Source organism: Azospirillum himalayense, from assembly GCF_042657465.1.
Classification (GTDB): domain Bacteria; phylum Pseudomonadota; class Alphaproteobacteria; order Azospirillales; family Azospirillaceae; genus Azospirillum; species Azospirillum himalayense.
The window spans coordinates 141,496-166,522 of record NZ_JBHSLC010000036.1 but is presented as its reverse complement, the minus strand read 5'-3'; the positions used below and the strand labels follow the sequence as shown (position 1 = coordinate 166,522).

Genomic DNA, 25,027 nt, shown 5'->3' with positions numbered 1-25,027 from the left:
TCAGCCGACCTGGGCATGCGGAGCTGCCAGGTGCGCGATGCCCTCCAGATAGCGCCCCCCGTCGTAGAGCAGCCCCAGCGGCTGGTAGCGCTCCAGCTTGTCCGTGCCGGTCAGGTGCAGCAGATCGATCGGCGTGTGTGGGTAGACGGGCGAGCGCCACAGCCCATCCGTTCCGCGCACGGGCACGGCCATGCTGCACATCCAGTTGGCCGTCGCCGGCAGCAGCAGCGTGTTCCTCACTTGGAACATCACGATGTTCAGGACGATCTGCTCGCACAGGAAGTGGAAGGTGGTCCGCGTCGCGTCGCGCAGGCTGTCACGGAACAGGTCCCAATGGGGCGCATCGTGGCGAAGCCCGTAGAAGCCCAGATTGTAATAGGGCAGCGCACCGGCCAGCGTGGCGACCTCCTCTCCGAAGAAGCGCGTGATCAGCTTGGCGCGCTCCGCCACCGAATGGGCGTTGGCGGTGTGCGATGTCAGGAAGGGATAGGCCGCGTCCGCCTCGGGGACGATCACGGCGTGCCCGCCGCGCACCCCCTCGACGGCGGCGTCCAACACAGCGGTGCTCTGAACCCAGACATCGGCGTCCAAGTGCAGATAGCACTGGAAACCGGGGAAATAGTCGCGCAGGAACGGGCGGCAGAGCATTGCCTTCCAGAAGGGGATCTGCCGGTCCAACTGCGCCACCAGCTGCGGGTGCGGCCAGACCACCAGATCGTCCCGCACCGGCGCGATGCGGTCGCAGAGCGGTGCCACATGCTCGCGCTGCGCCGCGGTCAGCCCGACATCGATCAGGCAGACCCGGTAGCGCCGGCGGTCCAGCGGGCGCAGCGACAGCAGAAGCCCGACCAGAAGCTCGAACACGCCACGGTCGGCGCAGATCACGACGGCGTTCTCGGCCTCGAACGGCAAGGTATCCATGGAAGGCGCCGACGTCAGTTGCACTAGGCGCACCATAGCGATGGCGGTGCGGGAAGACCAGGATCAGAGCGCCGAGTTCACGCCCGGATCCGCTTCGGCACGCGCAGCAGCACCCACAGCACCAGCAGATGCGCGCCCGACCAAGCCAACGCCGCCGCGGGCATCAGCAGGTCCGGCGCGGTGCTGGCAGCGGCGACGCGCAGCGCGGCGGACAGGCCGACCAGAGCGATGGCGGCGGTGGCGGGCCGGGAGAAGTCCGGCGGCAGCGCCTCCCGCTGCAGGGTCGCGCGCACCATCATGGAGGCGGCCAGCGTGCCCAGCGCGCCCGCCCCGATCACATGCCAGCCCGCCCCGCCGGTCAGCGGGGCCAGCCGCTCCACCCCCAGGAACAGCCAGCCGAGCCCGAGCCAGCCGTAACCCAGATGCAGGCTCCACAGGTCCGGACGCTTCAGGACGGCGCCCGTCCGCCAGCGCGCCAGACGCGCCCAGGCGGTCACTCCGGCCAAAGCGGCGCCCGCCGCCCCGATCCAGGCCAGCGGGCCGGTCGTCATCCCGGCGGCCACGGTCAGGGCGGCCAGCACCGCCCCGGCGACGCCCGCCCATTCCAGGCGCGGCTGCACCCGCTCGACCAGCGTCCCGCCCTGCTTGCGGACTTCCCCCGCCGTGGCGGAAGGGATGATGCGCCCGCCCATCACCAGCATCAGAACGCCGACGAGATGCAGCGCGAACAAAGCGCCTGTCCGTCCGCCGTCGCCACCCCACCAGACCTGCGCCTCGGCCAGCGCGAAGGCGCCGATCACCGGTCCGAACAGCATGTTGTGGCCGCTCTTGGCAACGCGCAGGAAGGGCACGCCGGCCATCACGAACAGCGCCACCGGGTAGGCCAGCGCCAGCGGTGCGGCGAATTCCGGGGGAAGGCCGGCCAGAACCGCCAGCCGCCCGGCCAGCCATGCGGCGAAGGCGACGGTCAACGCCAACCCGGACGGCCGCGTCAGCAGGAAGCCGCCGACCACCGCCAGCGCGTAGCCCATCAGCATCTCGTGCGCGTGCAGCGCCGGGGTCCAGCCGATGCCGAGCCAGCCGAAATAGCCGGCCACCCACAGCGGCACGCTGAGCGCCCCATAAAGAGCGGCGGCGGGGAAGAACAGGCGGTGCCCCCACGGACGCTGCGGGGGCGGCGGGACGAAGGCGCTCATGCGGCGGCGACAGCGGAAGCGGTGTCAGAAACCGCCGCGGCGGGGCGCAGATGCTCCTCACCCCAGGCCTTCAGCGCCAGGATGATCGGCTCCAGGCTCCGCCCGCGCGGCGACAGGCTGTATTCGACGCGCGGCGGCACCTCCGCATAGACGGTGCGGACCAGCAGCCCGTCCGCCTCCAGCTCGCGGAGCTGGGTGGTCAGCATGCGCTGGGTGACGTTCGGCACGCGCCGGCGGATTTCGTTGAAGCGCAGCGTGCCGTCCAGCAGATGGTAGAGGATCAGCCCCTTCCACTTCCCGCCGATGAGGGCGAGAACGCCCTCCACCGGGCAGCCCGGCGAGCAGTCCAGGTTGGCGTGCGGAACGCGGGCCATGACGGTATCCTTTTCGACACTATGTGCGTTTCATGTGCATTCTTGCGCCCCGGTGCTGCAAGGCGCAAGTCTGTCGGCAGAGCACAACACGCCGCAACAAGCACGCCACAACAAGCACAAGGACTTGAGGCCATGCGCGCCGTCGCCTTCACCCAATCCCTGCCCATCGACGCCCCCGACGCCCTGATCGACGTCGAGCGCCCCCGCCCCGAGCCCCAGGGCCGCGACCTGCTGGTCGAGATCAAGGCCGTCTCGGTCAACCCCGTTGACACCAAGGTCCGCCGCAACATGCCCCCCGCGCCGGGCGCCATGAAGGTGCTGGGCTGGGACGCCGCCGGCACCGTGGTCGCCGCCGGGCCGCAGGCCACGCTGTTCAAGCCGGGCGACGCCGTCTTCTACGCCGGGGCCATCGACCGCGACGGCACCAACGCCGAATTCCATCTGGTGGACGAGCGCATCGTCGGACCGAAGCCGGCCAGCCTCGACTTCGCCCAGGCCGCCGCCCTGCCGCTGACCAGCATCACCGCATGGGAAGCCATGTTCGACCGTCTGGACGTGCGGCGCCCGGTGCCGGGGGCGGCCAACGCCATCCTGATCGTCGGCGGGGCCGGCGGCGTCGGCTCCATCGCCATCCAGCTCGCCCGGCAGTTGACCGACCTGACGGTCATCGCCACCGCATCCCGCGAGGAGACGCAGGCCTGGTGCCGGGACCTGGGCGCCCATCACGTCATCGACCACCGCAAGCCGCTGGCCGGGCAGGTGGAGGCTCTGGGCATCGGCGCCCCGGCCTTCGTCTTCTCGACCAACGACACCGGCGCCCACCTGCCGGAGATCGCCGCCCTGATCGCCCCGCAGGGCCGCGTCGCGCTGATTGACGATCCGGCGGGGCTGGACGTCATGGTGCTGAAGCGCAAGAGCGTGTCGCTGCACTGGGAGTTCATGTTCACCCGGCCCGTGTTCGGCACCGCCGACATCGACGCCCAGCACGCGCTGCTCAGCGAGCTGTCGCGCCTCGTCGACGCCGGCACGGTCCGCACGACGCTGGCCGAGACGTTCGGCACGATCAACGCCGCCAACCTGACGCGCGCCCACGCCCTGCTCGAAAGCGGGCGAGCCAAGGGCAAGATCGTGCTGGCCGGCTTCTGATCCGCGCCTTGTCTTTTCCGTGGGGGACGGTCAGTCTCCCGCCGAAAAAGCGCGGAACGGAGGAACGGGGATGGCCGGGGTGAAGTGGGGCGGATGCAGAACGCAGTCCGGCATGGTCAATGCGCCTTGGGCGGCGCCATGACCCGCCTGCGCATCCGCATCGACTTCGACACCGGCGGCTCGGTCGGCCCGGGCAAGATCATGCTGCTGGAGCGGATCCGGGAAACCGGCTCCATCTCCGCGGCGGCGCGGACGCTGGACATGTCCTACCGCCGCGCTTGGCTGCTGGTCGACGACCTGAACCGCATCTTCGCCGAACCGGTCGTCTCCGCCGCGGTGGGCGGCAAGCATGGCGGCGGGACTGCGCTGACCGCCTTCGGCGAACGGGTGGTCGAGCATTACCGCGCGGTCGAGCGCGATGCCTTCGCCGCCGCCACCCCCCGGCTGGAGGCGCTGGAAGGGATACTCAACGCCGGGTACGGCGCAGGAAGCGACCCGGCGGACGACGGGAACTTCTCCGGCGACCCCGGGCTGAAACCCGGCTGCAAGCCGGCCTGACGGTTCTTCCGGAACGACGGAGCGATCGCCGTTGATACCCCCTCTCCCGCCCCGGGAGAGGGTGGCGCTGAAAGCGCCGGGTGAGGGTCGCACAAGGATCAAAGCACCGACTCTCAGCGGCACCCTCACCCTTCCCACGCTTCGCGTGGGTCCCTTCCCTCTCTCGGGGCGGGAGAGGGACGATCAAGCGGCTTGGCCCTGAACGGAACGGCGAGAGGGGTTGGGGCGGCGGGGGAGGCGTGGTATGGGAAGGCGGATTTTCCACCGCCCTTTCCCGCACCGTTCACGCCAAGGATTTCCGCCATGCGCCCGGTCAAGATCGCCCCGTCCATCCTCTCCGCCGATTTCGCCCGGCTGGGCGAGGAAGTGCGCGCCATCGATGCGGCGGGCGCCGACTACATCCACATCGACGTGATGGACGGCCATTTCGTCCCCAACATCACCATCGGCCCGGCGGTGGTGAAGGCGCTGCGCCCGCACACGGCGAAGCCCTTCGACGTGCATCTGATGATCTCCCCGGTGGACCCCTACATCGCCGCCTTCGCGGACGCCGGCGCCGACATCATCACCGTTCATCCGGAGGCCGGCGCGCACGTCCACCGCACCATCCAGCTCATCAAGTCCCTGGGCAAGAAGGCCGGCCTGTCGCTGAACCCGGCCACCCCGCTGGAGGCCGTCGACTATCTGCTGGAAGACCTCGATCTCGTCCTGGTCATGACGGTCAACCCCGGCTTCGGCGGGCAGAGCTTCATCGCCAACCAGCTTCCCAAGATCCATGAGCTGCGCCGCCGCATCGACGCGCTGGGCAAGCCCATCGACCTCCAGGTGGACGGCGGCATCAACGGCGAAACCGCCCGCATCGCCATCGAGGCGGGCGCCGACGTTCTGGTCGCCGGAACCGCCACCTTCACCGGCGGGCCGGACCGCTACGCCGCCAACATCCGCGCCCTGCGGAGCTGATCTCTGGGCCCACCCCTCTCCCTCCCGGCCATGCTCCAGGTGGGTTTATCCGCAAGAGGGTCCTCCTTCGGGCAGAACCAAACGCCGTTCTGGGCGTTATGGCTGCGTGGGATCGAGGACATCGATACTGGAGGGAGAGAGGTTATGGGTATTCTGTGGACGATCATCATCGGCTTCCTGGCCGGCATCGTCGCCAAGTTCCTGATGCCGGGCCGTGATCCGGGCGGCTTCATCATCACCACGCTGCTCGGCATCGCGGGTGCCTTCGTCGCCACCTATCTGGGCGAGGCTGTCGGCTGGTACCGCGCGGGTGAAGGGGCCGGCTTCATCGGCGCCATCGTCGGCGCCATCATCATCCTGGCCATCTACCGCATGATCGCCGGGCGCCGCACCACCGTCTGAGGCAGCGGCACACCGCACCGCACACGCAAAGGGCGGCCCGACGGGGCCGCCCTTTCGCTTTTCCATCCGGACCGCGGATCACCGGACCGCAGTTGTTAGGCCAGGGCCACCGGGCTCGGCATGAAGACCGCGCGGGAGATCGCCGCCTGGATCGCCTCGTTGGTGAAGGGCTTGCGGACGATCTGGCCGAGATGGCGGGCGTCCGCCTCCTCCAGGTCGCCGTCAAAGGCCGTGACAAAAATGGTCCGCATGGCCCGCTTCTGGCGCAGCCGGCGGGCGACCTCGACCCCGCTGCCGCCATCGGCTAGCCGGACGTCGAGCAGGGCCAGCGTCGGCTTCTCGGCCTCCAGCAGTTCCAGGGCCTCCTGCTCGTTGTTGGCGGTGCCGCAGACGACATGCCCCATGTCGGTGACCAGCGAACCGATCTCCATCGCCAGGATCGGATTGTCCTCGACCACCAGGACCCGCTGGGTCAGGGCGTTGCGCACCTTGTCGCGGGCGACGGTCAGCCGGTCGTGGCCCTCCGGTGCGGGAATCTGAAGCACCTGGGCGGCTTCGGGAACCGTCAGCCCCTCCAGCGTGATCAGCAGATACATGCGCCGCTCGCCTTCCGGCAGGGACGCCAGCGCCCGTTCGATGGGGTGCGGCGACGGGGTCGGCAGCCCGTCCCCGTCCTCGTCGAACAGCAGATTCAGCAGGGCGTAGAGCGGCACCCGCGCCCCGGCTTCCAGCCCGAAGCGGGACGGGGCCATCACGGCGACCTCGACGCAGCGCGTCACGAGATCGTCACCGCGTTCGGTCGCTCCGGTCAGCGCGCGCGCGTAGCGGCGCAGGTAGGGGAGATGATCGTAAAGCTGGCGTGCGTAGACTCGCATGACCCGTTCTTCCGCGCCGGTGGATGGGTCCGTCCGGCCTTCGGCACCGAGGGCGCTGGCCGGTCGGCTTGATTCATAACTTGTTAACACTCTGAAACACTATCACGCCCCCCAAGGAGGGCGAACCAAAAAAAAGGCCGAGTCCCCCTTCCCCCGTTGGCAGAGGCCACATGGCCGAAGCGGACCGCAGGACCTACCGCGCCTGCTCCCGCTGCTGGCGCGACCGCCACTGCCAGGGCTTCTCCACCTGACCCGCCCACAGGCCCAGCCGGCGGCTCTGCGCGAAGGCCTCGCTGGAGGCGTAGGCCGGCGACAGGCTGCGGTAAGCGAAGGCCCAGCCGCGCGCCACCATGGCCGCCCCCAGATCGACACCAAGCACCCGGCATTCCCCCAATTGCTGGCCGTTGCGGTCGCGTTCGGCGATGGTGCAGGTCACCTCCCGGTCCTTGATCAGGCTGGCCAGCACCGCGGTGGCGATGCGGAAGCAGTCCAACCCATGCCCGTAACGGTTCCGGCATTTCTGCCCGACGTCGGGGGCGTCGATCCCCATCAGGCGAACCGGCGCGCCCTTGATGGACAGGGTGTCGCCCTCCATGGCGACGCCCTGTCCTTTTAACGTTTCATTGGGGGTGTTGGCGACCTTGCCTTTGGTCGTCCCTCCCTGGGCATACGCCGTTCCGGTTGAGCACAGGACGAGAAGCGCCACCAAAGGAGCGAGCCACTCAGAACAAGGTCGGCGCGTCATCGGGCGGTGCATCGTCCAAGGGAGCCGCGCACGCCTCGTCGTCGTTGCGCACGTTGTTGACGCGCGGTCCCACCGGGTGGGCCTCCAGCAGCGCGTCGGGCGCCGGCTTCAGAAGCCCCTCCAGCACCGGCAGCGGGGCGGCGGGGTCCAGCCACAGGTCCCAGTCCGGCTCGTCAAGGATCACCGGCATGCGATCGTGCAGCGGCTTCAGCACCGCGTTGGCCGTGGTGGTGACAATGGTCAGCGTCTCCAGGGGTTCCGCGGGGGCCGGGCCGCCCTTCGGGCCGTTCCAGCGCTCCCACAGGCCGGCGAAGGCGAAGGGCGCGCGGTCGCGGCGGCGGATGGCGTAGCCCTGCTTGCGCTTGCCCTCGACCTTCCACTCATAGAATCCGTCCACGGGGACGAGGCAACGCCGCTTGCGGAACGCCTCCCGGAAGGACGGCTTCTCGGCCAGCGTCTCCCCGCGCGCGTTGATCAGCCGCGCCCCGATGGACGGGTCGTCCGCCCAGAAGGGCACAAGGCCCCAACGCAGGGTCACCAGATGACGCCCATCCTCCTCCCGCCGCACGGCGGGCACCGGCTGGGTGGGAGCCACGTTCCAGCGGGGCTGGAGGTTCGTCCGTTCGGGGAAGCCGAACAGCCGCTGAACCTCCGCGGCCGGCGTGGCGAGTATCATGCGTCCGCACATGGCCTAAGAATAGGTGGCCCGGCGCCCCCACGCCACCGCCGGCTTATGCCCAACCGAGGGTTTTCGCCGGCCAAGGCTCCGCCTATCTTCTCCGGGTGTCTCTCCACGCCACAGGCCCACGCCATAGGAAAGTCCCGCCCCATGATGAAGTTCGGCATCGGCCAGCCGGTCCCCCGCACCGAAGACGCGCGCCTGCTGACCGGCGGCGGGCGCTACACCGACGACGTGTCGCTTCCCGGCCAGACCTACGCGGTCTTCGTGCGCTCCCCCCACGCCCACGCCGACATCCGCGGGATCGACGCGGCGGATGCGGCGGCGCAACCGGGGGTGCTCGGCGTCTTTACCGTCGCCGACCTGGAGGCGGACGGCGTCCAGCCGATCCCCTGCGCCGCGGCGCTGACCCAGCGCGACGGCTCCCCCTACGTCGCCCCGCCCCGCCCGGCGCTGGCCAAGGGACGGGTGCGCCACGTCGGCGATCCGGTCGCCGTGGTGGTGGCCGAAACGCTGGACGCCGCCCGCGACGCGGCGGAGCTGGTGATGGTCGATTACGACGACCGGCCCGCCATCGCCGGCACGGCGGAGGCGCTGGAGGCGGGCCGCCCGCAGGTGTGGGACGAGGCGCCGGGCAACCTCTGCTTCGACTGGGAACAGGGCGAGGAAGCGGCGGTGGAGTCGGCGATTGCCAAGGCCGCCCGCGTGGTGGAGCTGGAGATCATCAACAACCGCGTCGTCGCCAACCCGATGGAGGGCCGCGCCTGCCTCGCCGCGGTGGAGGCGGAGACCGGGCGGCTGGTCATTTACGTCACCAGCCAGGGCGTGCACGGGCTGCGCAAGCAGTTCGCCCAGCTGTTCGGCCTGCCGGAATCGAAATTCCGCGTCGTCACCACCGACGTCGGCGGCGGCTTCGGCATGAAGCTGTTCAACTACCCGGAATACATGGTCTGCCTGTTCGCCGCGCGCCGCCTGAACCGACCGGTGAAATGGGCGGCGGAGCGGACCGAGGGCTTCCTCAGCGACGACCACGGGCGCGACCATGTCAGCCGCGCCCGGCTGGCGCTGGACGGCGACGGGCGCTTCCTCGGGCTGCGGGTGGACACGATCGCCAATCTCGGGGCCTACCTGTCGAACTACGGCCCCTTCATCCCGACCGACGCCGGGTCGGCGATGCTCGTCGGCTCCTACACGACGCCGGCGGTCTATGTGCGGGTGAAGGGCGTCTTCACCAACACCCAGCCGGTGGACGCCTACCGCGGCGCCGGACGGCCGGAGGCGGCCTATCTGCTGGAGCGGCTGATCGACCACGCCGGGCGCGTCACCGGCCTCGGCCCGGCGGAGATCCGGCGGCGCAACTTCATCCCGCCCACCGCCATGCCCTACGCCACGCCGATGGGCCAGACCTACGACACCGGCGAATTCGAGCAGAATCTGCGCGACGGGCTGGAGCTGTCCGACCACGCCGGCCTGCCCGCCCGCAAGGTGGCGGCCAAGGCCCGCGGGAAGCTGCGCGGGGCCGGGATCGCCACCTACATCGAGGCCTGCGCGGGCGGCGGCGCGGAGCAGGCCACGGTGCAGGTCAACGGCGACGGGCGCATCGTCCTGATGATCGGCACCCAGACCAACGGCCAAGGCCACGAGACCGCCTACAAGCAGATCATCGCCGACCGGCTGGGCGTCCCGCCGGAGGATGTCGAGGTGATCCAGGGCGACACCGACCGCGTGTCCTGGGGGGCCGGCACCGGCGGCTCCCGCTCCGTCCCGGTGGGCGGGGCGGCGCTGGCCGAGGGTGCGGCGCGCGTGGTGACCAAGGCGACCGAGGTGGCCGCCGACCTGCTGGAGACCGCCGCGGTGGACGTGGAGTTCGTCGAGGGCCGCTTCAGCGTCGTCGGCACCGACCGCAGCGTCTCCTTCAAGGAGGTGGCCGCCAAAGCGGCGGCGCAAGGCCCCGTCGCCTTCACCGAGGTCGCCCGCTGGACCCCACCCGCCAACACCTTCCCCAACGGTTGCCATGTGGCGGAGGTCGAGGTCGATCCCGACACCGGCGTGGTCGAGGTCGTCGGCTACACCGTCGTCGACGATTTCGGCACGGTGGTGAACCCGCTGCTGGTCATGGGACAGGTCCATGGCGGCGTCGCCCAGGGCATCGGGCAGGCGCTTCAGGAACGGGTTGTCTTCGACCCGGACAGCGGCCAGCTGCTCAGCGGCTCCTTCATGGACTACCAGATGCCGCGCGCCGTGGATGTGCCGGACATCCGCATCAAGCTGAACTGCGTGCCCAGCACCACCAACGCGCTGGGCATGAAGGGCGCCGGCGAGGCCGGAGCCATCGGCGCGCCGCCCGCGGTCATCAACGCCCTGGTGGACGCGCTGTCGGAGTATGGAATCGAGCACATCGACATGCCGGCGACCCCGCTGTCCGTATGGACCGCGATCCAAACGCATAGTAAAGCCGCCGCCGAATAACGAAGAACGGAGTAACGACGTCATAGGCCCTATTTCCAGACCCGATGTCACACCTTGCGTTGAATAAATTTGAGACAATATACGTACTATAATGAATTAACATAGAATCACCCCAAGAGAGAAACGGGCATGACGGCGGAACGGATCAGGGGCGGCGGGTGCGGCGGGCAGTGCACCGAGGGTTTGGGGTTCGATTTCACCATGGCCTTCCAGCCGATCGTCGATGTCGGCGGCGGCGGACGGCCGTGGGCGCACGAGGCGCTGGTGCGCGGCCTCGACGGCCAGGGGGCCGGCTGGGTGCTGGGCCAGGTGACCGAGGCCAACCGCTACGCCTTCGACCAGGCCTGTCGGGTCAAGGCCATCGAGCTGGCCGCCAGCCTCGGCATGGGCCAGCAGCCCGACACCCGGCTGTCGATCAACTTCCTGCCCAACGCCGTCTACCAGCCCGAAGCCTGCATCCGCGCCACGCTCGCCGCCGCCAAGCGCACCGGCTTCCCGCCGGAGCGCATCATCTTCGAGGTGACGGAGAACGAGCGGGTCGTCGACGGCGCCCATCTGAAGTCGATCTTCACCGAATACAAGCGCCAGGGCTTCCACACCGCCATCGACGATTTCGGCTCGGGCTACTCCGGGCTGAACCTGCTCGCCGAATTCCAGCCGGACATCATCAAGCTGGACATGGAGCTGACCCGCTCCATCGACACCGACCGCGCCCGCCGCAGCATCGTCAGCGCCATCCTCACCGTGTGCCGCGATCTCGGCATTACCCCGGTGGCCGAGGGCATCGAAACGCCCGGCGAGGCGAAGGCGCTGCGCGATCTGGGGATCACGCTGATGCAGGGCTATCTGTTCGCCCGCCCGGCGGTGGAGACGCTGGTGGCGACGCCCGCCATGGACTTCGAATTGGCGGTGGCCTGAGCGGGTTACAGCATCCGCGGGCGGCGCACCGTCCGCGGCCGGGGGGCGGCGTAACGCCCCCTTTGCTCGGTCGCGAGGGTCAGCGCCTCGTGCGCGATCAGGCGGCGGTAGTCACCGTCGACCCGCGAGAACATGGCGAAGGCGAACCTGACCGCGTCGGGGGTGGGGCTGGTGGCGGCCTCGCGGAGGGCGTTGCGCAGCATGCGCAGTTCCAGCACGCCTTTGACGCAGATGCGCTCGACCGCCTGAGCCAGGATGTCGATCGAACACAGGGACGCCTCGTCATCGAGTCGGTACTGCACCCGTCCCCCGCCAGGAAGAACCGTCACGGACCGGCGCGGTTCTAGCTTGGGCTGGGCGGGAATGCCAGCGTTTCAATGAGGCGGTGGTATGGGGAGTGGTTGCGGCGAGCCCCCACCCAACCCTCCCCCGCTTCGCAGGGGAGGGCTTAACTCCTCCCCCTGCGTCAGCGGGGGGAGGTTGGGAGGGGGGCTCTACGGGGGAGGGTTGGGTGGGGGCCCTACGCGCCCCCGTCCCTCACCGCCCCGGCGGACGTATGCGCCAGATCGCCGCCGGGTTCTGTTGCGGGTCCAGCCAGACATGCTGGAATTTGCCGATCCAGGTGAAGCGCTGGCCGGTGAACAGATCCTCCACCTGGACATGCGCGCCGTCGTCCAGCCCCAGCTCCCACAACGGAACCTCGATGGTGCCGCCATGGCCGTTGTGCGGGTCGAGGTTCACCGCGATCAGGATCACGTTGTCCTTGCTCTCGGTCATCTTGCCATAGAGCAGGATGTTGTCGTCGTAGGCGTTGTAGAACTTCAGGTTCGTGAATTTGTGGAGCGCCGGGTTCTCCGCGCGGATCTTGTTCAGCCGCGTCACGTAGTCGACGATGTTGCCGGGCTTGTTCCAATCCCAGTGCCGGATCTCGTATTTTTCGGAGTGGTTGTACTCCTCCTTGCCCGGATAGGGGTCGGCCTCGCAAACGAAGTACGGGGTGTAGAGGCCGTAGACGCCCGACAAGGTCCCGGCCAGCACGGCGCGCATCATGTGGGCCGCCCGCCCGCCATGGACCAGGATCGGCGGCAGGATGTCCGGCGTGTTGGCGAAGAAGTTGGGCTGCATGTAGTCCTTGGACTCGCCCTGGGTCAGCTCCGTCAAATACTCGGTCAGCTCCGCCTTGGTGTTGCGCCAGGTGAAGTAGCTGTAGGACTGGGTGAAGCCGATCTTCGCCAGCCGGCGCATCAGCTTGGGACGGGTGAAGGCCTCGGCCAGGAAGATCGCGTCGGGGAAGCGGTCCTGCACCTCGCGGATCATCCATTCCCAGAAGGGGAAGGGCTTGGTGTGCGGGTTGTCGACGCGGAAGATGCGCACCCCCTCGTCGCACCAGAACAGCACCACGTCGCGCAGCGCGTACCACAGGTCCGGATAGGCCTCGCGGTAGAAGCTGACGTTGACGATGTCCTGGTACTTCTTCGGCGGGTTCTCGGCGTAGCGGATCGTGCCGTCGGGGCGCCAGTAGAACCACTGCGGGTGCGACTTGATCCAGGGATGGTCGGGGGAGCACTGGACGGCGAAGTCCAGCGCGATCTCGATCCCGTGCCGGCGCGCCTCCTTGACCAGCCGGCGGAAGCCCTCGAAGTCGCCGATCATCGGGTCGATGTCGGCGTGCCCGCCCTCCGAGGCGCCGATGGCGTAGGGCACGCCGGGATCGTTCGGGCCGGGGTTCAGCGTGTTGTTGCGCCCCTTGCGGAAGCTGCGCCCGATCGGGTGGATCGGCGGGAAGTACAGCACGTCGAAGCCCATGCCCCGGATGAAGGGCAGCATGGTCGACACGTCGTCGAAGGTGCCGGGACGCGACGGGTCCGGCGAGGCCGAGCGCGGGAAGATCTCGAACCACGCCGAGTAGCGGGCCGCGGTGCGGTCCACATAGACCTCCAGGTCGCAGCCGTAGCGGGACAGATACTGCCGCTCCCCGTATTTCGCCATGGCTTGGCGCGGTTCGTCCGACAGGGCGTAGGCGATCAGTTCCGGCCCATGGAGGCTGGTCATCCGCTCCACCACCCGCTCCAGCGCGGCGCGGCCCTCGCCCTCGTTCAATCCCACGGCATGCTCGACGAAGCGGCGGCCCTCGATCAGTTCCAGGCTCACATCCATCCCGACATCGTGCTTCTTCTTGAAGTCGGCGCGCCAGCTCTCCCACACGTCGCGCCACGCCAGGATGCTGTATTGGTAGCGCGTGTTGCGGGTCAGCGGCAGCTTGCCCACCCAGCGGTCGTTGTCGAAGAAGGTCATGGGCACCTCGCGCCAGTCCTCCTCGTCGACCGGGCGGTAGGTGACGGCGGCGCCGAGGACGAAGGTGCCGTCGGTGTAGATGTCCGCCCACACCTCCATCACGTCGCCGACCACCCGCTTGACCGGGAAGCGGCCGCCGTCCAGTTCCGGATAGACGTTCTCGATGGTGACTCGCCGCGCCGCCAGCTCGTCCATCCAGGCGCGGGTGCCGGCGTCGTGCTCCGCCCCGCGCTCGCCCAGATGATTCAGCTCGATGGGGCGGCTCTGCGCCGGGCGGGCGCGGAAGACGCGCATCTCCAGCGGCCGCAGGCGCAGGTCGTGGCCCGGCTCGAAGGGCAGCGGCTCGGCCTCCGGGGTCACGTCCTCGAAATCGGCGAAGCCGCCGCCGGTGCTGGCCAGCAGCGGGCCGGGATCGATGGCGTGGGGCTGGTTCTCGTCGGGGTTGATGAGCAGGACGGAACAGCCCTCCCCGCTCCCGTTGGCCCAGCCGCCGGTGTCGCGGATCAGCCCGATCACCGGATTGTGGGGAGAGGTGACGCGCCGCTGCGGCCCTTCGACGTTCAGCGCCGGGCTGTCCGCCTTCATGGCGTTGACCGCCCCGATGAAGCCGGTCAGGTCGAGCTTCGGGTCCTCCCAATCGTCCGGCGTGGTGTTCACCACGTCCAGCTTGCGGGTGAAGCCGTATTCGTACCCCACCGGCATCATCACGCCGGTCGAGAAGGAGGCGGCGAACAGGTAATGCATCTTCAGCTGGGCGGCCAGCCGCTCGGTGTCCTGGCTGCCGACCTCGGCCGCCAGACGGTCGGTGTCGTGGCTCTCCGGGAAGGCAATGGAGGGGGCGATCCAGCGGAACTCGTCATACTGGTCGAGCAGCCAGTCGGACTTGAAGTCCCACCATTTGGCGCTGTTGAACAGGAAGTCGAAGCCCGCCCCGCAGAGGTCGCGCACCTGCTCCACCGTGCAACCCAGCGTCTCGGCGAAGAACTTCACCTCCGGATCGGCCTCGCGGGAGCGGTCGATCAGCGTCTTCCACACCTCCGCCGGGATCTGGTAGGCGGCGTCGCAGCGAAAGCCCTTCACCCCCAGCCCGATGTAATGGCGCAGGTAGCGCGTCCAGTAGTCGGTCAGCCCGGCCCGGACATCCGCCCGCTCATAGTCGAGCATGGCGAGGTCGCCCCAGATGGTCACCCGCGACGGGTCCACCGGGTCGACGGCCCGCGGGCTGTAGAGGTCGCCGTTGGCGTCGCGCCGGTACCAGTCGGGATGCTCGCCGACCAGGATCGCGTCCTTGGCGGTGTGGTTGATGACGAGGTCGAGCATGACCGACTGGCCGTGCCGCCCCGCCTCGGCGATGAAGCCGCGCAGCAGTTCGTCCGGATGCTCCGGCGCGCCGCCCTGGATGCGGTCGTGCAGCCGGTAATAGTCCTTCACGGCGTAGAGGCTGCCGGAGAAGCCCGGGTAATGGATCGGGTTCAGGAACAGCCAGTCGAAGCCCATGCCCTGGATGCGGGGCAGATGCCCGGCCCAGTCGCGCATCGGGCCGACGAGCGTGGGAAACAGGTTGTAGATGCGCGGTCCGGCGGTGGCCATCGGGGAATTCCTCCTGGTCGGCAGCGGCACGCCAGCCGGTCGCCGCTGGTTGACAAGCGTGGCGCCTCCCGTGGATCGTCCAGAAGACCGTCACCGGCCGAAGGACCATCACCGGGAGGATCATCGCGAGGTTGCAACGCGCGCCCTGCGGGGCGCACGCGCTCAACCCCAGCGAAGCGCGAAGGTTCCGAAACCTGACACTTGGGCCAGAACACTTGGGCCAGACATTTCGAAAGGTGCGTGCATGGGCAACGGAAACGGCAAGATCCGTCTCGACAAGCTCGATATGACGGCGGAAGGCATCGGCAGCAAGGACGACTACGAACGCCGCCTCGCCAAACTCCAGAAGGACCTGCTGCACATCCAGCAGACCTATTGGCACGAGAAGCGCCGCGCCATCCTGGTGTTCGAGGGCTGGGACGCCGCCGGCAAGGGCGGCTGCATCCGCCGCCTGACCGAACCGCTCGACCCCCGCGGCTTCCACGTCTGGCCGATCGGCGCCCCGGCGGCGGACGAGCAGGGCAAGCACTACCTCTACCGCTTCTGGACCAAGCTGCCCGCCCCCGGCACCTTCGCCATCTTCGACCGCTCCTGGTATGGCCGCGTGCTGGTGGAGCGGGTGGAGGGCTTCGCTGAGAAGGATCAGTGGAAGCGCGCCTACGACGAGATCAACCAGTTCGAAAAGATGCTGACCGACGACGGGGTCCGCATCATCAAGATCTTCATGCACATCACGCCGGACGAGCAGCTCAACCGCTTCCGCGAGCGGCTGAGCAACCCCTACAAGCGCTGGAAGCTGACCGAGGAGGATCTGCGCAACCGCGCCCGCTGGGACGACTACAGCAAGGCCATCGAGGCGATGTTCGACAAGACCTCGACCGAGACGGCGCCCTGGCAGGCGGTTCCCGCCAACTCCAAATGGCACGCCCGCCTGAAGGTGATGGAAATCGTGACCGAGGCGCTGAGCCGCGGCGTCAACGTCGCGCCGCCACCCATCGACCTGACCGTCGCCCGGATCGCCGCGGAAGTTCTGGGCGTGCACCTGACCTTCGACACGAAGGCGAAGGACTGAACGCAGCCCCCCTCGCCCCCGGTCACTTCGTCGCGGTGGGCGCGCGGACGGTTGCCTGACGCGCCGGCATCTCCTAGCGTTGGTTGGCGGGGACAACAATAAGCAGGGTGCGTTCGATGGACGAGGTCAAGACGGGGACCGGGGCGGAGGAGAAGCCGCGGAAGAAGCGCAAGGCGCTGAAGCTGAAGGACCTCGGGCTCGGTGTGCCGGCCACCGGCGGCGAGGTGCTGCGCGACGCCAAGGAGGTCGCGGCCATCGAATCCCACTGGCGCGGCCTGGGCGGCGGCAAGGCGGCGAAGGGCGGCAAGAAGCTCAAATACATCGACGAGCTGGCCCGGCTGCAGTTCGAACTGATCAAGCTGCAGGAATGGGTGCGGGTCAACGGCCTGAAGGTCTGCGTGCTGTTCGAGGGGCGCGACGCCGCCGGCAAGGGCGGCGTCATCAAGCGCATCACCGAAAGCCTCAACCCCCGCGTCTGCCGGATCGTGGCGCTCGGCACGCCGACCGAGAAGGAGCGCGGGCAATGGTACTTCCAGCGCTACGTGGCGCAGCTTCCCGCCAAGGGTGAGATCGTCCTGTTCGACCGCAGCTGGTACAACCGCGCCGGCGTCGAGCATGTCATGGGCTTCTGCACCGATGCGGAGTACCAGGAGTTCCTGCGCGCCTGCCCGCTGTTCGAGGAGATGCTGGTCCAGTCCGGCATCATCCTGATCAAATACTGGTTCTCGGTCAGCGACGAGGAGCAGGAGAAGCGCTTCACCGAGCGGATGCGCAACCCGATCAAGCGCTGGAAGCTCAGCCCGATGGACCTCGAATCGCGCAAGCATTGGGTCGAGTACTCCAAGGCCAAGGACGCCATGCTGGAGCACACCGACAAGAAGCTGACGCCCTGGTACATCGTCGACGCCGACGACAAGAAGAAGGCGCGGCTGAACTGCATCCACCACCTGCTGCAGCAGATCCCCTACCAGGACATCGCCCCGGTCGAGCTGGACCTGCCGCCGCGGCAGAGCGACGACGGCTACAAGCGGCCGAAGAAGTCGAAGCAGAACTGGGTCCCGGAGGTCTACTGACCGACGCCGGACGGGCGGTCAGTCCCGTCCGTAGAGGCTGCGTTCCCCCAACTCCTCGCCACGCTGCCGCTCCAGCTCCTGGCTGTAGCGGCGCAGGGCATAGGCCTCGGTGACGTAGCCGACGATCCGCCGGTCGGTGGGCGACGTCACGACCGGCAAGGCCTCCACCTCGGCGCTGCAGAAGCGCTGGAGCACGCTGCGCACGTCGTCGCCAGGCCGTAGGAAGTCGTCAGCGTGCTTGGCCAGTTCGCCGACCGGCGTCTTCGCGTCCTCGTCGCCGAGCGACGGGTCGTGCACGGCGCCCATGTCGATGATGCCGGCGTAGGACCCGTCCGGTTCCACCGCGAAGACAGTTTTGGCGGCGCCCAGCGGGTGCAGGCGGCGCAGCGTGTCCAGGGTCTGGGTGGTCAGGATCGTCTTCACGTCGCCACGCATCAGCCGCATCGCCGTCAGCTCCGACACCCAGCCGACGTCGTAGGCGCCGCGGATCGGCACGCCGCGCAGGTGGAAGCGCCACGTCGCGAAGGAATAGCCGAAGGCCTGCCGGACCACGGTGGTCGACACCACCACGCCGATCAGCACGCCGGACGCCGCCCAGAAGTCCTGCGTCGCCTCCAGCACCAGAAGCACCATGGTGACCGGCGCGCCGATGATGCCGGCGGCCACCGCCCCCATGCCGGCCAGCACCAACAGCATCCGGTCGAGCCCGAGCCCCGGCACCAGCAGCTCGACCACCCCATAGGCCAGCCCGCCGAACAGCCCGCCGAGAAGCAGCGAGGCGCTGAACAGCCCGCCGCGGAAGCCCGAACCGAGCGACAGGGCCGACGCGACGATCTTGGCGACCAGCAGGACCGCCATGGCCTCCAGCCCGCGGGCCAGTTGCGACGGGTCAGCGCCGGGTCCGGCCCCCAGCACCTGCGGCACCGCCAGGGCCAGCGCGCCCAGAGCGAGCCCGCCCAGCGCAGGGCGCGCCCAGACGGGGATGGGAAGCGCGCGGAAGCCGCGCTCGGCCACCGTCACCGCCTGCATGGCGAGGATGCTGAGCCAGCCCGCCAGGAAGCCGAGAACCCCGCAGGCCACATAGTCCCAGCCCTCCACCGCCACCGGGCGGCCGAAGAACAGGGCCGGCGACGGATCGGTCAGCCAGTGGGCCACCGCCACCGCGGCGACCGACGCCGCCCCGATCGGGGCCAGCGTGGCGATGGTGTAGCCGCCCATGACCAGTTCGAAGGCGTAGAAGGCGCCGGCCAGCGGCGCGCCGTAGGCGGCGGAAATGGCCGCCGCGGCCCCGCAGCCGACCAGCGTGCGCAAATCCGCCCGCCGCAGATGGAGCTTCTGGCCGAGCGTCGAGGCGATGCCCGCCCCCGCCTGGGTGTAGGCCGCCTCCATCCCCACCGATGCGCCGGAGCCGTTGGACAGCAGGGTCGCCAGGGTCAGACGCAGGCTGTCGATCAGGGACATCTTGCCGCCGTAGAGCGCGTTCGCCTCGACCGGGTCCACGATGTCGTTGGAGCGCCAGCGCCGCACCAGCTTCACCATCACGCCGAGCAGCAGGCCGCCGACGGCGGGAACCAGCAGGGTCCGCCAGGGGTCGGACAGCGCGGCCTCGCCCAGATCCTGCCCGTGGGCGACCGAAAAGACGAAGGACTGCGTCCAGACCACGGTCTCGTGCAGCATGGCGACGGCAAGCCCGACTCCGGCGCCGATGGCCCCGGCGAGCATCAGCACGCCCAGCACGCTGTCGCGCAGGCTCCGCCGTGTCAGCACCCTGAGGAACCGCCGGCCGGGGTTTCGTGCTCTGGTCAGGGCGCCGGCCGCATCCCCCGCGGCGCCCCGGATTCCCGTCATGTCGTCCGGCATGCCGGTCAATGTGTGCCCTGCCTCCGCGCCGTCAACCGCGCGGCGCGGACCTACCCCCTTAGGGCTTGCCCGTCTGGGCCTGCGCCGGGGAGGCGATGGACGGCTGAGGAGAAGGCGGGTTGACGGCGAGGCGCCGCAGCACCTCCGCCAGATTGTCGCGGACCTTGTCGGCCAGCCCGATGTCGGCCTCCTGCGCCTCGTGGAACAGGATCGTGAACAGGCGGCCCGGCGACAGGAAGAAGGTCAGCGAGACGTGCATCTTGCCCTCCTTCAGCGCGCAATCGACCGAGCCGGTGCGCAGCGTCAGGCCGGGCAAATCCTCGACGGCGCTCAGCGACGCGGCCGACGTGCCACCCTCGCAGCGCTTCTTCATCGCGTCGACGTAGCCGGCTGACAGCTCCTCCAGCTTGGAGCCCTCTTCGACCATCCGCTCGCGGATGCCGCCGACGATCGGGCCGATGCGCCAAGCCATGTCGGCGGGGCGCTCGCCCTTCGGCACATTCTCCAGCGACACGCGCTTGACGTCGCGCACGCCGGCCGCCTTCAGCAGGTCGGCCAGCCCTTCCGGCAGCTCGTCGGGGCGGGTCGCGACCTTCTTGGTGCGGGTGTCGATGGGCGGAACGGCGCCGGCCTTGTCCACGCAGGTCTTCAGATCGGTGAGCACCTTCTTGGTGCCCTTCAACGCGAAGGCCATGCGGTCGGCGTCGGAGGCGAAGACCACCTCCTTGCCGTTCATCAGGGCGGTGTAGAGTTCCTCATCCTTGCCGTTGGGGATGACCAGCATGTCCGGCTTGGGCGCCAGCGCGCGGCGTTCGCGCGTCAGCTTGCCGTCCACCACGACCTTGACCTTCCACTGCTCGCCGTTCGGCAACTCGGCGCCTGGGATGCCCATGCCGAGATTGACCTCGCCCTTGACGTTGCGCGCGATCATCAGGACATGGCCGGTGTCGAAGCGGCCCTCGATGGCGCAATAGGCGAACTTGCCGTCCCGGTCGCGCGACGGGCCGCCTTCCCAGCCGTCCTCAAGCTCGGCCGGCCCGGTCTTCTCGGTCGGGTCGGCGGCGGCCGGAGCCGACGGCGCAACGGTGCGGGGCGCCGGCGCGGGTCCGGAGGACGGCGCCGGGTAATACATGGTCGGCGGGTTCACAGGGACCAGTTCCGCCACCTGCGTCCCATCGGCGTGGGCAACGGCGGCGCCCAGCAGAAGAAGGGAGGAGAGTGCAGCAGCGACGGCTTTGTCCAGCATGGCAGAGGTAATCCTTACGGGCAGGGCGACGCCGGAAGCTAGCCCCGCCATCCGGGATCGGCAAGCGCAAGACGAGAAAGTCACGACAAAGATCCCGGCCTGTTGCCGCAATGCCGAATTGCGTCCGGCGCCGCCCTCGGCAACCGGTTCCCCGGCCCGTCAGCCGCCCAGAAAGGCGTCGCGCAGCGCGTCGCCGGGAAGGGTTTCCACCGGTCCGTCATGAACCGCCCGGCCAAGGCGCAGCAATACGACGCGCCCGGCGGCGGACAGGGCGCGGGCGGCGCTCTGCTCGGCGACCAGAACCGCCGTTCCGGTTCCAGCGATGGCGCGGACGGCGGCGAAGACCTCTCCCGCCAGCTTGGGCGACAGGCCGAGCGAGGGCTCGTCGAGCAGCAGGACCCGCGGTCGGCCCATCAGCGCGCGGCCCACCGCCAGCATCTGCTGCTGCCCGCCGGACAGGCGCCAAGCCCGCTCCTCGGCCTTGCCCTCCAGCGCCGGGAACAGGGCGAAGACGCGCTCCAGGTCGCGGACGCGCTCGGCCCGGCCCAGCCAGCTCGCCACCTCCAGATTGTCGCGCACGCTCATGCCGGGGAAGACGCGCCGACCCTCCGGCACATAGCCCAGGCCGCGGCGCACTCGCCGTTCCGGAGCGAGGGCGCCGATCTCCTCGCCCGCCAGTCGGATACGCCCACCCATCGCCGGGACGAGGCCGAGGATGGCCTTGAGCAGCGTCGACTTGCCCGCCCCGTTGGCGCCAAGCAGGGCCACCGCCTCGCCTGCCGCCACGGACAGCGACAGGCCGTCCACGGCGACCGCCCCGCCATAGCCAGCGGTCAGCCCCTCGACCTGCAGCAGGGGAGTCCCCGTCATACCCCCTCCCCCAGGTAGGCGGCGACCACGGCGGGATCGCTGCGCACCCCCTCCGGCGGGCCGGCGTAGAGCGGGCGCCCCTGATCCAGGCACAGCACATGGCCGGCGAGCGGCAGCAGGAAGCCCATGTCGTGCTCCACCACCAGCAGCGCGGTGCCGGTGGTGACGATGGCGCGCAGGTGACCGGCCAGTTCCGCCTTCTCCCCGTCGGTCAGCCCCGCCGCCGGTTCGTCGAGCAGCAGGACGGCGGGCTGGCGGGCCAGCGCGCGGGCCAGTTCCACCCGGCGGCGCAGCGCCGCGGGCAGTCCGGCGCAGGGCTTGGCGGCGAGGTCCGCCGCGCCCAGCCGCTCCAGCGCCCACAAGGCGTGGGCCTCGGCTTCGGCGATCGAGCCGTCGCGCTCCAGCCGCGCCGCGGCCACGGCGGCCAGGACGCTGGCGCCCTCGGGCAGGCTGACCGCCTGGAAGGTGCGGGCGATCCCGGCGCGGGCGATGCGGTCGGGCCGCTGTCCCGCCAAATCCACATTGCCCATCAGCACCCGCCCGCCATCCGGACTCTCAAGGCCGGAGATCAGGTTGACCAGCGTTGTCTTGCCGGAACCGTTGGGGCCGATCAGCCCGGTGATGGTCCCGGCCTCCAGCATCAGCGACACGCCGTCCACCGCCCGCACCCCGCCGAAGCTTTTGGTCAGCCCCTCCACCCGCAACAGCGGCCCCGTCGGGATGGCCGTCTCCGGCGGAGCTTCGGGCTTCGGCTCCGGCGCCGGGCGGGTCGGGAACAGCCGGTCGAGCAGGCCGGTCAGCCCATGCGGCGCCAGCACGATGGTGGCGAGCAGCGCCACGCCGTAGACGATCAGATAGCTGCGCTCCAGGAAGCGGAACCACTCCGGCAGGTGGAGCAGCAGCACCGCACCCAGGATCGCCCCGGCCACCCGCCCCCGCCCGCCGACCACAGCGATGGTCAGGACGGAGACCATCACGGGGAACTCCAGCACCTCCGGCGAGACGACGCGCTGGGTGTGCACGGCCAAGGCGCCCGCCGCCCCGGCATAGACAGCGCTCAGCGCGAAAGCGGCCAGCCGCAGCCCGCCGACGTCCAGACCCAGCGTTCCCGCCGCCAGCGGGTCGTCGCGCACCAGCGTCAGCGCCCGCCCCCAGCGCCCGCGCGCCAGCCTCCAGGCCACCAGCCCGCCCAGCGCCACGAAGCCCCAGACCACCGCCGCCAGCGGCAGGCCGCGCGGCACCGCCCAGCCGAACAGGACGATGCCCGGCACCCCCGGCAATCCGTTGGCGCCGCCGGTCAGGCCGGGGCTGTTGACCGCCAGCAAATGGACGACCTGCGCGATGCCCAGCGTCGCCAGCGCGAAGTAATGGGATTCCAGCCGCAGCACCGGCAGCCCGACCAGCAGGGCCAGCAGCAGCGGCACCAGAAGCGACACCGGGAAGGTCGCGGCAAAGCCCCACCCCCACTGGCTGCCCAGGATGCCGGTCGCGTAGGCCCCGATCCCGAAGAAGGCGCCGTGAGCCAGCGACAGCGCCCCGCCCAGCCCGAACACGATCTGGAACCCGATGGCGGCCAGCGCGTACACCCCCGCCACGGTCAGCACGCGCAGCCCGTAAGGCGACGCGTACAGCAGCGCGTACGCCACCAGCACCGCAAGCATCATTCCTTCCCCCGCCCAGCGGGGGAGGGTCAGGGTGGGGGCCAGCGCCCGCAACTTGCGCACGCCCTTACGCACGGCGCCGCGCCGCCTCACCGAACAGCCCCTGAGGGCGGGCGAGCAGGATGACCAGCAGCGTCGCGTAGAGCAGCCCCAGCGCCACCGGATAGGACAGCACCGACGACACCCCCACCTCGAACAGCGCGATCAGCAGCGCGCCGGCCACCGCTCCGGGGACGGAGCCCCAGCCACCGATGGTCACGGCGATGTAGGCCTTGAGGATCAGGTCGCCGCCCGCCGTCGGCGTGACGAAGTAGCGGTTGGCGAGCAGCAGCCCCGCCGCTCCGGCGAAGGCGGTGCCCAGCGCGAAGGTGATCAGGATCATCGCCGCCACCGGCACGCCGCAGGCCCGCGCCATCTCCGGGTCCTGCGCCGTGGCGCGCAGGCGGCGGCCGAGCTGGGTCCGCCCGAACAGCCACTGCTGCCCGGCGATCAGCAGCGCCGCTACGGCGATGATCGCCAGCGACTGCTCCGCCACCACCAGCCCGCCGAGGTCCAGCGTCCCCCCGCTCAGCAGCGGCGGGGCCGCCCGCGGCTCCGGCCCGAACAGGACGGAGGCGCCGTTCTGCAGGATGATGCCCGCCGCGATGGTGCTGATGAAGACCGCCACCGGCGGGCGGCGGCGCAGCGGCAGATAGGCCGCCGCCGCCAGCAGCAGCCCCAGCCCGGCCATCAGCACCAGCACCACCGGCAGCAGAAGCAGTCCGGGCAGCGGCAGATACCCCGGCAGATAGGGCGCCAGCGCCACGCCGAGCAGCCCGCCGGCCATCACGAGATCGCCCTGCGCGAAATTCACCGCCGCGGTGGCGTTCAGCACCAGCACGAAGCCCAGCGCGACGAGCGCGTAGGCGGCGCCCAGGGCCAGGCCGTTGACGAGAAGTTGCAGGGTGATCAAGGCTTGCTCACTTCACCGCCCCGGTCACCACGCCTGTGACGTTGTCGTACCGCTTGGCGATCGCCGGCACACGCGAGGCACCGTCGTAGCAGACGATCACGGCGGAATGCGCCATGTTGCCCTTGCCGTCCGACTTGTAGGTCATGGCGAGGCCCCGGTGGGTCCCGATGGACAGGGCCTTCCGCACCGCTTCCGCGCTGTCCGCACCGCCCTGCACCGCCGCAAGCACCATGCGGATGCCGTCATACTGGCCGAGCGCGAAGGCATCCGGCTCCGCGTTGAAGGCGGCGCGGTAGGCGGCGGTGAAGGCCTCCACCTCCGGGCTGCCGCCGGAGACCGGCGAGGCCGCCGTCTCGGCGCAGACGCCCTTCAGCTCGGCCGGCTCCAGAAGCGCCGCCGTGCTCGGCTGGTGCATGGCGGAGCCGGCGACGATCGGCACCGCCACCCCGTTGGCCGCCGCCTGCCGGATGAACAGGGCGGTCGGGCCGGAATGCAGATGCAGCACCAGCACGTCGGGCTTGGCGGCCAGCGCCTTGGTCAGGACCGGCAGCAGATCCTTGGCGGCGGGGTCCACCCCCTCCTCGAACACCGGCTCGACGCCGAGCTTTTTGAAGGCCTGCTCCAGATGGGCCTTGCCGCTCTGCCCGTAGGCCGTCGTCTGGTAGATTACCGCCGGGCGCTTCTTGCCCAACTCCTCCGTCACGTAGCGGGCGTGGGCCTCCTTGGTCACGGCGTCGCCGGGAAAGAAGCGGAAGACCCAGGGGTTGCCCTGCTCGGTGATGCTCGCCGTGCCCGACACGGTGATCAGCGGGATGCCGTAATCCTGGGCCAGCGGCAGCATCGCCAGCATCTGCGTGCCCAGCATGCTGGCCGCCACCGCGGTGACCTTGCCGCCCGCCGCCCGCTCCAGCGCCGTGACCGCGGCCTCCGGCGAGGTGCCGGTGTCGATCACCTCCGACCGCACCGCCACACCCGCGGGCGCGTCCTTCAGCGCCAGGACGGCGCCGTTGCGCTGGCTCGTCCCCTCCAGCGACAGGAAGCCGGTCAGCGGCACCAGCACGGGGACCGAGGCCTCGCCCGCCAGCGCCGCACCGGACAGGAGGGACGCCGAAAAGGCCGCCGTAAAAGCCGTTGCCGAGAGGATGGAAAGGAAGCGCCGCATGGA

General features: G+C 69.8%; 22 protein-coding genes. 8 read left to right on the top strand and 14 right to left on the bottom strand.

Going from position 1 to position 25,027, the window contains the following annotated elements:
* The 3 genes from ACFPMG_RS18460 to ACFPMG_RS18450 all read right to left on the bottom strand — a co-directional run bounded on the left by ACFPMG_RS18460 (position 1) and on the right by ACFPMG_RS18450 (position 2,491).
* Complete coding sequence (locus ACFPMG_RS18460) at positions 1–921, bottom strand: hypothetical protein (RefSeq protein ID WP_376996550.1); 921 nt, start codon at positions 919–921, stop codon at positions 1–3.
* A gap of 77 nt (positions 922–998) precedes the next feature.
* Entirely contained in the window at positions 999–2,117 is a 1,119-nt protein-coding gene (locus tag ACFPMG_RS18455) for an NnrS family protein (protein WP_376996549.1), read from the bottom strand.
* A complete protein-coding gene (locus tag ACFPMG_RS18450; RefSeq protein WP_174450593.1) occupies positions 2,114–2,491 on the bottom strand; it encodes a winged helix-turn-helix transcriptional regulator in 378 nt (125 codons plus the stop codon). The genes ACFPMG_RS18455 and ACFPMG_RS18450 overlap by 4 nt, the downstream gene beginning before the upstream one ends.
* A 132-nt stretch (positions 2,492–2,623) precedes the next feature.
* Between ACFPMG_RS18450 and ACFPMG_RS18445 the strand changes: the two genes are divergently transcribed.
* From ACFPMG_RS18445 to ACFPMG_RS18430, 4 genes are all read left to right on the top strand, one after another.
* The gene (locus tag ACFPMG_RS18445; RefSeq protein WP_376996548.1) at positions 2,624–3,637 is read left to right on the top strand and encodes a zinc-binding alcohol dehydrogenase family protein; all 1,014 of its coding nucleotides are present in this window, start codon (positions 2,624–2,626) and stop codon (positions 3,635–3,637) included.
* Positions 3,638–3,775: 138 nt separating this feature from the next.
* Entirely contained in the window at positions 3,776–4,195 is a 420-nt protein-coding gene (locus ACFPMG_RS18440) for a winged helix-turn-helix domain-containing protein (protein ID WP_376996547.1), read from the top strand.
* A gap of 303 nt (positions 4,196–4,498) precedes the next feature.
* On the top strand, positions 4,499–5,155 hold the full coding sequence (gene rpe, locus ACFPMG_RS18435) for a ribulose-phosphate 3-epimerase (protein ID WP_035672805.1): 657 nt from the start codon (positions 4,499–4,501) through the stop codon (positions 5,153–5,155).
* Positions 5,156–5,299: 144 nt separating this feature from the next.
* Positions 5,300–5,557: a GlsB/YeaQ/YmgE family stress response membrane protein gene (locus ACFPMG_RS18430; RefSeq protein ID WP_014240033.1), complete on the top strand. Its 258-nt coding sequence runs from the start codon at positions 5,300–5,302 to the stop codon at positions 5,555–5,557.
* Between the two features lie 95 nt (positions 5,558–5,652).
* On the opposite strand, the gene ACFPMG_RS18425 is transcribed toward ACFPMG_RS18430, so the two are convergent.
* The 3 genes from ACFPMG_RS18425 to ACFPMG_RS18415 all read right to left on the bottom strand — a co-directional run bounded on the left by ACFPMG_RS18425 (position 5,653) and on the right by ACFPMG_RS18415 (position 7,853).
* The gene (locus ACFPMG_RS18425; RefSeq protein ID WP_038528528.1) at positions 5,653–6,432 is read right to left on the bottom strand and encodes a PhyR family response regulator anti-anti-sigma factor; all 780 of its coding nucleotides are present in this window, start codon (positions 6,430–6,432) and stop codon (positions 5,653–5,655) included.
* Positions 6,433–6,625: 193 nt separating this feature from the next.
* The gene (locus tag ACFPMG_RS18420; protein WP_376996546.1) at positions 6,626–7,027 is read right to left on the bottom strand and encodes a thermonuclease family protein; all 402 of its coding nucleotides are present in this window, start codon (positions 7,025–7,027) and stop codon (positions 6,626–6,628) included.
* Positions 7,028–7,154: 127 nt separating this feature from the next.
* Complete coding sequence (locus tag ACFPMG_RS18415; RefSeq protein WP_376996545.1) at positions 7,155–7,853, bottom strand: SOS response-associated peptidase; 699 nt, start codon at positions 7,851–7,853, stop codon at positions 7,155–7,157.
* Between the two features lie 153 nt (positions 7,854–8,006).
* Here ACFPMG_RS18415 and ACFPMG_RS18410 point away from each other — a divergent pair, with 153 nt between their 5' ends.
* On the top strand, positions 8,007–10,325 hold the full coding sequence (locus tag ACFPMG_RS18410; protein WP_376996544.1) for a xanthine dehydrogenase family protein molybdopterin-binding subunit: 2,319 nt from the start codon (positions 8,007–8,009) through the stop codon (positions 10,323–10,325).
* Positions 10,326–10,454: 129 nt separating this feature from the next.
* Positions 10,455–11,243: an EAL domain-containing protein gene (locus ACFPMG_RS18405; RefSeq protein WP_137102713.1), complete on the top strand. Its 789-nt coding sequence runs from the start codon at positions 10,455–10,457 to the stop codon at positions 11,241–11,243.
* Positions 11,244–11,248: 5 nt separating this feature from the next.
* Here ACFPMG_RS18405 and ACFPMG_RS18400 read toward each other — a convergent pair whose 3' ends face one another.
* Entirely contained in the window at positions 11,249–11,572 is a 324-nt protein-coding gene (locus tag ACFPMG_RS18400) for a hypothetical protein (RefSeq protein WP_376996543.1), read from the bottom strand.
* A gap of 208 nt (positions 11,573–11,780) precedes the next feature.
* Complete coding sequence (locus tag ACFPMG_RS18395; RefSeq protein WP_376996542.1) at positions 11,781–15,128, bottom strand: maltotransferase domain-containing protein; 3,348 nt, start codon at positions 15,126–15,128, stop codon at positions 11,781–11,783.
* 244 nt (positions 15,129–15,372) lie between these two features.
* Here ACFPMG_RS18395 and ACFPMG_RS18390 point away from each other — a divergent pair, with 244 nt between their 5' ends.
* Together ACFPMG_RS18390 and ppk2 are read left to right on the top strand one after the other, a co-directional pair.
* The gene (locus ACFPMG_RS18390; RefSeq protein ID WP_376996541.1) at positions 15,373–16,200 is read left to right on the top strand and encodes a polyphosphate kinase 2 family protein; all 828 of its coding nucleotides are present in this window, start codon (positions 15,373–15,375) and stop codon (positions 16,198–16,200) included.
* A 116-nt stretch (positions 16,201–16,316) separates the two neighbouring features.
* Positions 16,317–17,273, top strand: coding sequence for a polyphosphate kinase 2 (ppk2, locus tag ACFPMG_RS18385; protein WP_376996540.1), 957 nt, complete (start codon positions 16,317–16,319; stop codon positions 17,271–17,273).
* Positions 17,274–17,291: 18 nt separating this feature from the next.
* On the opposite strand, the gene ACFPMG_RS18380 is transcribed toward ppk2, so the two are convergent.
* From ACFPMG_RS18380 to ACFPMG_RS18355, 6 genes are all read right to left on the bottom strand, one after another.
* A complete protein-coding gene (locus tag ACFPMG_RS18380) occupies positions 17,292–19,040 on the bottom strand; it encodes a chloride channel protein (RefSeq protein ID WP_376996539.1) in 1,749 nt (582 codons plus the stop codon).
* 151 nt (positions 19,041–19,191) lie between these two features.
* Positions 19,192–20,379 (bottom strand): hypothetical protein, encoded by a 1,188-nt coding sequence (locus ACFPMG_RS18375; RefSeq protein ID WP_376996538.1) that lies wholly within the window; start codon positions 20,377–20,379, stop codon positions 19,192–19,194.
* A gap of 159 nt (positions 20,380–20,538) precedes the next feature.
* Positions 20,539–21,249 carry an ABC transporter ATP-binding protein gene (locus ACFPMG_RS18370; protein WP_376996537.1) on the bottom strand — a complete coding sequence of 237 codons (711 nt, stop codon included), beginning with the start codon at positions 21,247–21,249 and terminating at the stop codon, positions 20,539–20,541.
* Positions 21,246–22,985, bottom strand: coding sequence for a branched-chain amino acid ABC transporter ATP-binding protein/permease (locus tag ACFPMG_RS18365; RefSeq protein WP_376996536.1), 1,740 nt, complete (start codon positions 22,983–22,985; stop codon positions 21,246–21,248). The genes ACFPMG_RS18370 and ACFPMG_RS18365 overlap by 4 nt, the downstream gene beginning before the upstream one ends.
* Entirely contained in the window at positions 22,978–23,862 is an 885-nt protein-coding gene (locus ACFPMG_RS18360) for a branched-chain amino acid ABC transporter permease (RefSeq protein WP_376996535.1), read from the bottom strand. Before ACFPMG_RS18360 ends, ACFPMG_RS18365 begins: the two co-directional genes overlap by 8 nt.
* Positions 23,863–23,869: 7 nt before the next feature.
* Positions 23,870–25,024: an ABC transporter substrate-binding protein gene (locus ACFPMG_RS18355; RefSeq protein WP_376996534.1), complete on the bottom strand. Its 1,155-nt coding sequence runs from the start codon at positions 25,022–25,024 to the stop codon at positions 23,870–23,872.
* Between the last annotated feature and the right edge of the window lie 3 nt (positions 25,025–25,027).